We start from the raw sequence: 9508 nt of genomic DNA, 5'->3' as shown, positions 1-9508 counted from the left end.
ATTCGGACGAGGCCGGGCGCGGCACAGCGCGCGACATCCGGCCACTCGGCCTGTGGTTCTGGGGCAAGGTGTGGACGCTGGTCGCCTGGTGCGAGATGCGCGACGATTTCCGCGCCTTCCGCATCGACCGCATCGCCTCGGTGGTGATCGCCGGCCGCGTCTACAAGCCGGAGCGCGGCAAGCAGCTCGCCGATTTCTACCGCGCGGTGGAGCGCAGCGAGGACTATGGCATGACGCCGGACCGGGCGGCGCGCAACTGAAGCCTCGAAAGCCAATAGAAAAGCCCGCTCGAAGCGGGCTTTTTTGTTGGCTGCCGAGAATTCTACTCCTCGTCGTCCGTGTCCTTGTCCTTCGACTTCAGCGCCGAGAGCTTGGCGAAGACGGCGTTGGCGTCGAGCTCGGCGTCCTCGTCCTTCGGCTTTTCCGGCGCCGGGACCAGCCGTTCCGTCAACGCCGCCGGCAGCAGCGTGTCGCCGACCGGCTGTGCCTGCTCGCGGCCGCGCGAGGCGCGGTTGACTTCCATGTCGAGGTCGATCTGCGAGGCGAGGCCCAGCGTCACCGGATCCATCGGCTGCAGATTGGCCGAATTCCAATGCTTGCGCTCGCGGATCTGCTCGATCGTCGACTTGGTGGTGCCTACAAGACGGGCAATCTGTGCGTCCTTCAGTTCGGGATGGTTGCGTACCAGCCAGAGGATGGCATTCGGCCGGTCCTGACGCTTCGACAGCGGCGTGTAGCGCGGGCCCTTGCGCTTGGATTCCGGCACCCTGACCTTGGGGTCGGACAGCTTCAGCCGATGGTTCTGGTCCTTCTCGGCGCGCGCGATCTCGTCGCGGGTCAGCTGGCCGGTCATGATCGGGTCCATGCCCTTGATGCCTTGCGCCGATTCGCCGTCGGCGATCGCCTTGACCTCGAGCGGATGCAGCCCGCAGAACTGCGCGATCTGCTCGAAGGAGAGCGCGGTGTTGTCGACCAGCCAGACGGCGGTCGCCTTGGGCATCAGCAGCGTATTGGCCATTTCTAAAAATCCTTCTCGTTCGCCCGCGTTCCCGCGCGGGCGGTGGTTTTAGAGCCACCAAAATGGGAAATTCGCGGTCTGTATAACCGCTCCGTCACCATTTCGCAATGTTTTTGGAAGGCCCCGAAGGGAGAGGCCGGGCACAAGCGCGGCTTGGAAAGACAAAACCCGCCGGACTGGGTCCAGCGGGTTTGGAACCGGAGACGAGCAAGCGTCTACGACGGCTCTGGCTTCTTGACGCGGCCCCGGCCTTTCGGCCGGGTCGCGTTTGCAATCAAAGAGCCTGGCGGGCGATACGCTCGATGTCGGCGCGGTTGATGCCGAGGTCGCTCAGCTGACGGGCGTTGAGCTTGTTCAGCTCGCGCACGGTCTCATTGTACATGCGCCAGTTACGGAAAGCGCGGATCGGGTTCATGGTGGTTCTCCAGTCGTTGGTTGATTTGTTCGATGCCGTGTAAATAGGCACCGCCGCCTAAGAATTGAACGGACGCTTTTGCATGGCGGCAATGCGTTTTGTGCATTGCAGCATTAAGCTCTCGTTCAGGTTTTCCGCAGGCGATTTACGCACCAGGGCGCGTCGAGATTCAGGTCAGGCCAAGCCGGAGTCGAAGACGGGCGCGGAGCGACCAAAACGGTGGTTTCCGAGAACCGGCGCGGAGCGCACCTCCGCATGTCCCGGAAAAGTGCTCCCGGTTTTCCGACAAGGACATGCGGCAGCAAGGAAACTACGTGAGCCCCGGAAGCGCAGGTTTGCAGGCCGGCCTCACCTGAATATCCTAGCCGACGTCGAGCACGATCTTGCCGATATGCTCCCCATCCTCCATCCGCTCATGCGCCCGCCAGGCTTCGCTGAGCGGCAGGATCGTGTCCATCACCGGCGCAATCTTGCGGCTGCCGAGCAGCGGCCAAACCTGCGCCTCGAGCGCTGCCGCGATCGCCGCCTTGAACTCGACCGTGCGCGGCCTCAGCGTCGAGCCGGTATGGGTGAGCCGCTTGACCATCAGCTTGGAGAAATCGACACTCGCCGCCGCCCCGCCCTGCACGGCGATCTGCACGATGCGGCCTTCCACCGCCGCGGCCTCGTAATTGCGCGTCACATAGTCTCCGGCGACCATGTCGAGGATGACGTTGGCGCCCCGGCCGGCGGTCGCGTCCTTGACCGCGGCGACGAAGTCCTCCTCGCGATAGTTGATCGCGCGGTCGGCGCCGAGCTTCAGGCAGGCGTCGCATTTCTCCTTGCTGCCGGCGGTGGTGACGACATAAGCGCCGAAGGCCGCCGCCAGCTGGATCGCCGTGGTGCCGATGCCGGACGAGCCGCCATGCACCAGCAGTGTTTCGCCGCTCTTCAAGCCGCCGCGCTCGAATACATTGTGCCAGACGGTGAAATAGGTTTCCGGCACCGCCGCCGCTTCGGTGTGGGTGAAGCCGGCCGGCAGCGGCAGCACGCTGCCGGCATGCACCTTGACATATTCGGCATAGCCGCCGCCGGGGGTGAGCGCGCAGACCCGGTCGCCGATGCGCCAGCGCGATATCTGGTCGCCCAGTGCCGCGACCTCGCCCGAGACTTCGAGACCCGGCAGGTCGGACGCGCCGGGCGGCGGCGGATAGGCGCCCTTGCGCTGCAGCACATCCGGCCGGTTGACGCCGGCGGCACGCACCCGGATCAGCACCTCGCCCGGTCCCGGCACGGGCACGTCGCGCGTTTCCGGCTTCAGCACCCGCGGCCCGCCGGGCTCCGAGATCGCGATCGCCGTCATCTTCGCCGGAATCTTCTGTCCGCTCGCCATGAACTGTCCCGTCCTCCTTCGGCCGGTCTGGCCGGCAATTTGCATCAGCGCCCCTGCCCTATGTATGCTCATTGTCGAATCCGGCAAATGGCAAATCAGGGAGGAGCGACGATGGCGAGCTTCGACGACGAACCCGTAAAGAAAGCGCGCCCGCATGAGATCGGGCAGGATCTGGCCCTGCTTTCGGCCGACGAATTGTCCGAGCGGATCGGCATGCTGCGCGACGAGATCGCCCGGCTGGAAGCCGAGCTCAAGGCCAAGGGCGCGACCAAATCGGCAGCCGAGGCGCTGTTCCGCCGCGGCTAGCGTTGACGACGGCAACGCTTGCCGCCGAAAAGCCCGAATGCGCCTGTCAGACCGGCGCCACGAACCCCAAGCCGGATCAGACAATGTTTGCAACCTACCGACCGATCCTCTCCTTGCTTCGCGGCACCGCCTTCCTGCTCGCGGCGTCCGGCCTGCACGGGCTGCTTTTGCCGTTGCGTGGCCAGTTGGAGGGCTTTTCCACGGCATCGCTCGGCCTGATGGGCACGGCCTGGGCGGGCGGCTTCGTCACCGGCTGCTTCTTTGCGCCCCGCCTGGTTCGCCGCGCCGGCCATGTCCGGGCCTTCGGCGCCTTTGCCGCGTCGGGCGCCATCGTCGCCTTGCTCACCGGCCTCATCATCGATGAGTATGTCTGGATCCTGCTGCGCGCCTTTACCGGCTTCACCATGGCCGGCGCCTTCATGGTCATCGAAAGCTGGCTGAACGAGAAGGCGACCAACGAGAATCGCGGCACCGTCTTCGGCCTCTACATGATGGTCACCTATGCATCGATCATGGGCGGCCAGATGATCGTCGCCGGCGGCGACGTGAAGTCGGCTTCGCTGTTCATGATCACCGGCATCCTGTTCTGCCTGTCGCTGCTCCCGACCGCCGTCTCGACGCAGTCGCATCCGAAGCCGCTGCAGGACGTCAAGCTGGATGTCAAAGGGCTCTACGCCAATTCGCCGGTGTCCGCTGTTGCCTGCCTGCTGATCGGCATCGCCAACGGCGCCTGGGGCACGCTCGGCGCCGTCTATGGCGCCCGCATCGGCATTTCCACGGCCGAGATCGCGCTGATGATGAGCCTGGTGGTGGTCGCCGGCGCGGCCATGCAGCTTCCGGCCGGGCGCCTCTCGGACAAGACCGACCGCCGTTTCGTGCTGGCGGGCGCCGCCTTCGGCGCGGCCTTGTTCGCCATCGTCGTCTTCCTGTTCGAGCCGCGCTCCGGCGTCTTCGTCCTTGTCCTGACCGCCTCCTATGGCGCCTTCGCCTACACGCTCTATTCGATCGCAGTGGCGCATGCCAACGACCACGCGCGGGCGGAGGATTTCGTCAAGGTTTCGGGCGGCCTTCTGCTGCTCTACGGCTTCGGCACCATGATCGGGCCCCTGCTCGCTGCCGGCCTGATGGGTTCGCTGCGTCCCGAGGGCCTGTTCCTGGCCACCGCGCTCGCCCATCTTTGCCTGGCGGGCTACACCCTGCTGCGCATCAGCCGCCGCGCCCCGGTGCCGATCGAAAACCGCGACGCCTTCAAGACCCAGCCGGCCGACCGTTCGGTGACGCCGGAAGCCTTGCGGCTCGATCCGCGCAGAAAGGCTGAAACCAATGGTTGAGATTTGGGAAACTTTGCCTCTAAAATGACGCATGATGTTTTCTGATGCCTTTGTGGCGATTGCCGATCCCAACCGGCGCTATCTTCTCGAAGAGCTCCGGCGCGGCCCGAAGACCGTCAACGAACTGGCGGCCGGACTGCCAGTTTCACGCCCAGCCGTCTCGCAGCACCTGAAGGTTCTGCTCGAGGCCGGCCTGGTCAACGCCAAGGCGGAAGGCACGCGGCGTGTCTACACGGTCAGCAGTGCCGGCTTCCTGCGGTTGAACATCTGGCTCGACCAGTTCTGGGAAGCATTGCCCGGCGAGTGACCTCTGGGCGGCATGACCGGTCCGGCACTTGCTTCATGCGATTCCGTTCTGCGCTTTTTCTGGCTGTGGAGGAGGAACCCATGGGACGCGAAGCGGTACTTGGCGCTCTGACGGCGATCAATCTGGTTCTGCTCGCTGGCATGGGGCTGATGCAGATCCTGCCGGCGAAGGCGCAGGACGGCACAGGCATGCTGCGCGGAAGCGGGCTTCAGATTGTCGATAGTCAGGGCCGGGTGCGCTCCAGCATCTCCGTGCTGCCGGCGACGGCCGGCGAGGCCGAAACCGTTCTGTTCCGCCTCATCGCGGAGAATGGCCAGCCTTCGGTCAAGATCAGCGCCTCGACCGCAAGCGCCGGCCTGAGTTTCGTCGGCGGCGACGATGCAAGCTACATTTTGCTCGAGGCGGATGGTCCCGAAACCCGGCTCGAGATGGTGGAACCGGAAGGCCGCAAGAAGGTGATCGAGCCATAGCAGCGATGCAAGGCCAGGTGAGCAGGACCGCTCGCCTCCGATCGCTAAGTACTGATGTCAGCCGTCGTTGTAGGGGAAGAATTTGAAGTAGGGCTGGGCTTCCTCGATCACGCGGGCGAAGGACGGTCGTTCGACCAGTCGATCGTGATAACGCCTGACCGCGGGGAACCTGTCGCCGAACGGCTCGACCTTGTTGGCGTAGAACAGCGCCGGCGCCGCCGCGCAGTCGGCCATGGTGAAGGTTTCGCCAACCGCCCAAATCCTCGACTGCATTTCGGTTTCGACGATGGCGTAGGAGGCACGCAACTGCGCCCGCGCCTGCTCGACACCGAACGGATCGGTCTGGCCCTGCGGCCGCAGCCGGTCGCCGACGATCTTCTGCATCGGCTCCTGCACATAGAAATCGTAGAAGCGGTCGGCGGTCCGAACCTGGCGGGCGAGATCGGCATCGGCCGGGATCAGCGCGGTCGGGCCAGGATAGTGGACGGCCAGATACTCGATCACGATGGTTGATTCCGGCACCGTCTGCCCGCGCGCCTCGTCGCGCAGCACCGGCATCTTGCCCGCCGGCGACAGTCTCAGGATTGCCGCGCGCGACTGCTCGTTGCCGAGATCGACAATGACGACATCGAAAGGCGTGCCGTTCTCATAGAGCGCGATCAGCGGCTTCCAGCAGAAGGATGCCAGCGGGTGGAGGTGCATGGTCAGGGACATTGGGTGCTCGCTTCCGTTCGGCGTGGATTGGCCCGATTTCGATAGTGACGCATTCCGTGCGGCGATGTCACGGCAGACGGCGGGTCAGGCGGCCCGCGCTGCCCGGTCATGCGTCGCGATGGCGGCGATCATGACGGCCCAGTCGTCCGGATGCAGTTCGTGGCCGCCGCCCTCGATACGCACCAACTTCGCACCGGCAACCGCCTCGGCGAGCGCTGCGCCATGCTCGATCGGAAAGATCGGGTCCGTCGTGCCGTGGATGACGAGCAGCGCAATCCGCATCGCCCGAAGACGGTCCTTCCAGTCTCCGCCGCTCTTGAGCAGGAAGTGGTTGGTCGCGCTGAGCAGGCCTCCCGACCGGTCATAGTCCCGCTCGACGAACGCCCTTGTCCGCTTCTCGTCGAACGGATGCGCGGTGCTCGCGATGACGCGGGCCTCGCGGACGATGAAGTCGATCACCTGCTCGCGATCCGACCAATCGACCTTCTCGCCTGCCGCCGCGTGCTCTTTGTAGCTCTCGGACATTGCCGGCAGATGCGAGGTGTCGATGCCGACTGGCGACGTGCTGATCACGGTCAGCGCCGTGACGCGCGACGGGTGTTTCAGCGCCACCAGCTGCGCGATCATGCCGCCCATCGACATGCCGACCACATGCGCCCTCACGACCTCATGATCGTCGAGCACGCGTATGGCATCATCGGCCATGTCATCGAATGTGTAGGGCGGCTCGCCCGGCGCGTATTTCGCCGAGTGGCCGGTGTCGCGATTGTCGTAGCGGATCACGAACAGACCCTCGCCGGCCAGCTTCCGGCAGAACGCTTCCGGCCACCACAGCATCGACGCCATGGCGCCCATGATCAGCAGAACCGCCGGATCGGCGGGACTGCCAAAAGTTTCGGAAACGATCCGGGGCTGCTCTTTCGTCTTCATGGTCGCTTCCTCCTCTGCAATCCGATTGCATTTTGCAATCAGTTGCACGATAATCAGACTGATACGATAATGCAACCGGTTTTTTCTGGAGGCTTGCATGAACACCGACCACCGCTCCGGCTGCCCGATCAATCTGTCGCTCGAAGTGTTCGGCGATCGCTGGAGCCTGATCATCCTGCGCGACATGATCTTCGGCGGCCGGCGCCATTTTCGCGAAATGCTCAACGGATCGATCGAGGGCATCGCGTCCAACATCCTTGCCGACCGGCTGAAGCGGCTGATGGAGTTGGGCATGCTGACAAAGGCCGACGATCCCTCCCACAAGCAGAAGGCAATCTACAGCCTGACCGAGATGGCTATCACCCTGGTGCCGATCATGGCGCATCTCGGCGCCTGGGGCCGTGTCTGGCTGCCGGTCAGCGAGGAGCTCTCGATCCGCGCCGAGCTTCTGGAAAACGGCGGCCCACCCTTATGGGAGCGCTTCATGGACGAATTGCGCCATGAACACCTCGGTGCGCCGATCGACCATGCGGGGCCAACCGTTCGGGCAACCCTGCAGGCCGGCTACGAGGCAGTGGTCGCCCGCAAGGCTGAGGCAGCCGCCGGCTAGAGAGGGCGCGGCGTTTCGCCACTTCCTGAAAATCAGTTTCAACCGCCGCCGGGATTGTATCTTGCGTCTCGTCGACGATGATCGCGGCCTTTCAACAGGAGACTGCCATGACCGCGCTGACGCTCGAGAAAGCCAAGCAAATCATCGACGCCGCCTTCGCCAGGGGTGCCGAGCTGAAGCTCAGGCCGCTGGGCGTGTCGGTGCTCGATGCCGGCGCCCACCTGGTCGCCTTCCAGCGCCAGGACGGCGCCTCGTTCCTGCGTCCGCAAATGTCGGCCGGCAAGGCCTATGGCGCGCTCGCCATCGGCATGGGCTCGCGCCGCGTCGAAGCCTTCGCCAAGGAACGGCCGCATCTGATGGCCGGCATCTCCGATGTCTCCGGCGGTCATGTCCTGCCTGTCGTCGGCGGCGTGCTGATCCGCGATCATGCCGGCGCCGTCATCGGCGCGGTCGGCATCTCCGGCGACACGTCGGACAATGACGAGGCCGCCGCGATCGCCGGCATCGAAGCCGCCGGCTTTACTGCCGATCCGGGCTGAGCCCGGATCAGCAGGAGGATGTGTCGAGATTCAGGTCAGGCCCGAGTCGAAAATATTGGTTTCCGAGAACCGGAGCGGAGCGTACGTGAGCACCGGAAGCGCAGGAAACCTGCATTTGCAGACCGGTCTCACCTCAATATCGGCACATCCTAGTTCAGGTTGATATCCCTGCTTGCCGACCGCATCGACACCGAGAAGCCGGCGAGCACGTCGAACAGCGCGATGACCATCAGGGTGAAGAAGACCGAATGCGCCGCGCCCTTCACCAGTAGGAACTCGACCAGGAAGGCGATGAAGACCAGCGTCGACAACAGATGGTCGAGGATCGAGGCGTTGGTGGTGCGCACCGATTTCGAGATCTCGACGAAGAGGAAGATCAGGCCGATCAGCACCATCAGGTCGCCGAGCGTCATCGAGAACACGCCACCGGACATCATGCGGAACGAGAACATCTCGTTGGCCCAGGGATCGTCGCCGCTGCCGAATATCCCGAGCAGCCCGAGATTGTAGAGCACGAAGGGCACGATCAGCAGGGGGATGGCACCGAACATCTGGCGTCTCCGATTGAGCTTCCTTCAGTTGCAGCCCGCCGGCCTTCCTCGTCAAGAAGTTTCATGCGTCGCCGCTAACACGCTCGAAGACCGCGCGAAACAAGCATGTCAGAGCAATTCCAGGAAAAGTGCGCAGCTGTTCTCCGTCCGGAATTGCGTCAAAACAAAAACTTAGGGCGGTTCGACGATTCCATGAAACGCTGAACCGCCCTAGCGGGGGTTCCTCCCGCGCCTGTCGGGCCACAAAGACCGGCGCGCAGGGTCCGTCGGCAGAGTCGGTACCGGACCGTGACGCTGCAGCGATTGGCGAGGCCAAACGCAAAAAGACCGGCCATTGGCCGGTCTTTTGGAAGTCGCAAACCGCCGGAAGCTTCTCAGCTTTCCTTCGGCTCCAGTACCTGGCGGCCACGATACATGCCGGTCTTCAGGTCGATATGGTGCGGGCGGCGCATTTCGCCGGAATTCTTGTCCTCGACATAGGTCGGGGCCTTGAGGGCGTCGGCCGAGCGGCGCATGCCGCGCTTCGACGGAGAGGTTTTTCGTTTCGGAACGGCCACGGATATGCTCCACTACATGGTCAAAATGCCCCGGCAACCCTCGTGAAAGGGCCATGTCTGGGGCCATAATCTGAGAAAGTCGGGTGCCTATACACGCCCTGCGCCGTTTTGGCCAGCACCGCGGCAAATTTTTTTGCCGGAGCAGGAAAGCAGCATGAAGCTGCACCTCAGTCCAGGCAGCCTATATAGGCGCCCGATCTGCCAGCGCGTCGCTCGATCAGCGCCGCCAGCCGTCGCAGGCCAGGCCCCGGCTTGGCGGGATTGCGGGCGATCGGGTTGGGCAGCGTGACGGCAAGCAGCGCCGCCTGCCGACGCGACAGCTGCTTTGCCGAGACGCCGAAATGATGCTGGGCGGCGGCCTCGATACCATAGATGCCCGGCCCCCATT

General features: G+C 64.2%; 15 protein-coding genes. 7 read left to right on the top strand and 8 right to left on the bottom strand.

The window, feature by feature from the left end; genetic code table 11:
- On the top strand, positions 1-260 hold a 260-nt coding region (locus EN738_RS24690; RefSeq protein WP_127285987.1), incomplete at its 5' end, for a WYL domain-containing protein.
- Positions 261-322: 62 nt separating this feature from the next.
- Here the strand turns inward: EN738_RS24690 and EN738_RS24685 are convergent.
- The 3 genes from EN738_RS24685 to EN738_RS24675 form a co-directional block, all read right to left on the bottom strand.
- Positions 323-1018, bottom strand: a complete 696-nt coding sequence (locus EN738_RS24685; protein WP_127285986.1) for a DUF1013 domain-containing protein — start codon at positions 1016-1018, stop codon at positions 323-325.
- Positions 1019-1292: 274 nt separating this feature from the next.
- Positions 1293-1433, bottom strand: a complete 141-nt coding sequence (locus tag EN738_RS24680) for a DUF1127 domain-containing protein (protein WP_127285985.1) — start codon at positions 1431-1433, stop codon at positions 1293-1295.
- A 361-nt stretch (positions 1434-1794) separates the two neighbouring features.
- Complete coding sequence (locus EN738_RS24675) at positions 1795-2805, bottom strand: NAD(P)H-quinone oxidoreductase (RefSeq protein ID WP_127285988.1); 1011 nt, start codon at positions 2803-2805, stop codon at positions 1795-1797.
- 111 nt (positions 2806-2916) lie between these two features.
- Here EN738_RS24675 and EN738_RS24670 point away from each other — a divergent pair, with 111 nt between their 5' ends.
- The 4 genes from EN738_RS24670 (at position 2917) to EN738_RS24655 (ending at position 5219) form a co-directional block, all read left to right on the top strand.
- Entirely contained in the window at positions 2917-3111 is a 195-nt protein-coding gene (locus EN738_RS24670) for a DUF1192 domain-containing protein (RefSeq protein ID WP_127285984.1), read from the top strand.
- Between the two features lie 83 nt (positions 3112-3194).
- Positions 3195-4442 (top strand): MFS transporter, encoded by a 1248-nt coding sequence (locus EN738_RS24665; RefSeq protein ID WP_127285983.1) that lies wholly within the window; start codon positions 3195-3197, stop codon positions 4440-4442.
- A gap of 31 nt (positions 4443-4473) precedes the next feature.
- Positions 4474-4749, top strand: coding sequence for a metalloregulator ArsR/SmtB family transcription factor (locus tag EN738_RS24660; protein ID WP_126057959.1), 276 nt, complete (start codon positions 4474-4476; stop codon positions 4747-4749).
- Between the two features lie 80 nt (positions 4750-4829).
- Entirely contained in the window at positions 4830-5219 is a 390-nt protein-coding gene (locus tag EN738_RS24655; protein WP_127285982.1) for a hypothetical protein, read from the top strand.
- 57 nt (positions 5220-5276) lie between these two features.
- On the opposite strand, the gene EN738_RS24650 is transcribed toward EN738_RS24655, so the two are convergent.
- Positions 5277-5933, bottom strand: a complete 657-nt coding sequence (locus EN738_RS24650) for a glutathione S-transferase family protein (RefSeq protein ID WP_127285981.1) — start codon at positions 5931-5933, stop codon at positions 5277-5279.
- A gap of 84 nt (positions 5934-6017) precedes the next feature.
- Entirely contained in the window at positions 6018-6863 is an 846-nt protein-coding gene (locus EN738_RS24645; protein ID WP_127285980.1) for an alpha/beta hydrolase, read from the bottom strand.
- Between the two features lie 97 nt (positions 6864-6960).
- On the opposite strand from EN738_RS24645, the gene EN738_RS24640 reads away from it, so the two are divergent.
- Entirely contained in the window at positions 6961-7473 is a 513-nt protein-coding gene (locus EN738_RS24640; RefSeq protein WP_127285979.1) for a helix-turn-helix domain-containing protein, read from the top strand.
- 107 nt (positions 7474-7580) lie between these two features.
- On the top strand, positions 7581-8012 hold the full coding sequence (locus EN738_RS24635) for a heme-binding protein (RefSeq protein WP_127285978.1): 432 nt from the start codon (positions 7581-7583) through the stop codon (positions 8010-8012).
- 149 nt (positions 8013-8161) lie between these two features.
- Here EN738_RS24635 and EN738_RS24630 read toward each other — a convergent pair whose 3' ends face one another.
- The 3 genes from EN738_RS24630 to EN738_RS24620 form a co-directional block, all read right to left on the bottom strand.
- Positions 8162-8563 (bottom strand): hypothetical protein, encoded by a 402-nt coding sequence (locus EN738_RS24630; RefSeq protein ID WP_126057953.1) that lies wholly within the window; start codon positions 8561-8563, stop codon positions 8162-8164.
- Between the two features lie 374 nt (positions 8564-8937).
- A complete protein-coding gene (gene rpmF / locus EN738_RS24625) occupies positions 8938-9120 on the bottom strand; it encodes a 50S ribosomal protein L32 (protein WP_006203806.1) in 183 nt (60 codons plus the stop codon).
- A 167-nt stretch (positions 9121-9287) separates the two neighbouring features.
- Positions 9288-9508 (bottom strand): transglycosylase domain-containing protein (locus EN738_RS24620; RefSeq protein ID WP_189605952.1); only part of this gene is annotated, 221 nt, incomplete at its 5' end.

The sequence above is a fragment of the Mesorhizobium sp. M4B.F.Ca.ET.017.02.2.1 genome, assembly GCF_003998955.1.
Classification (GTDB): Bacteria; Pseudomonadota; Alphaproteobacteria; order Rhizobiales; family Rhizobiaceae; genus Mesorhizobium; species Mesorhizobium abyssinicae.
Note: the sequence above shows the minus strand (reverse complement) of the source record. Positions and strands in the feature narration are given on the sequence as shown.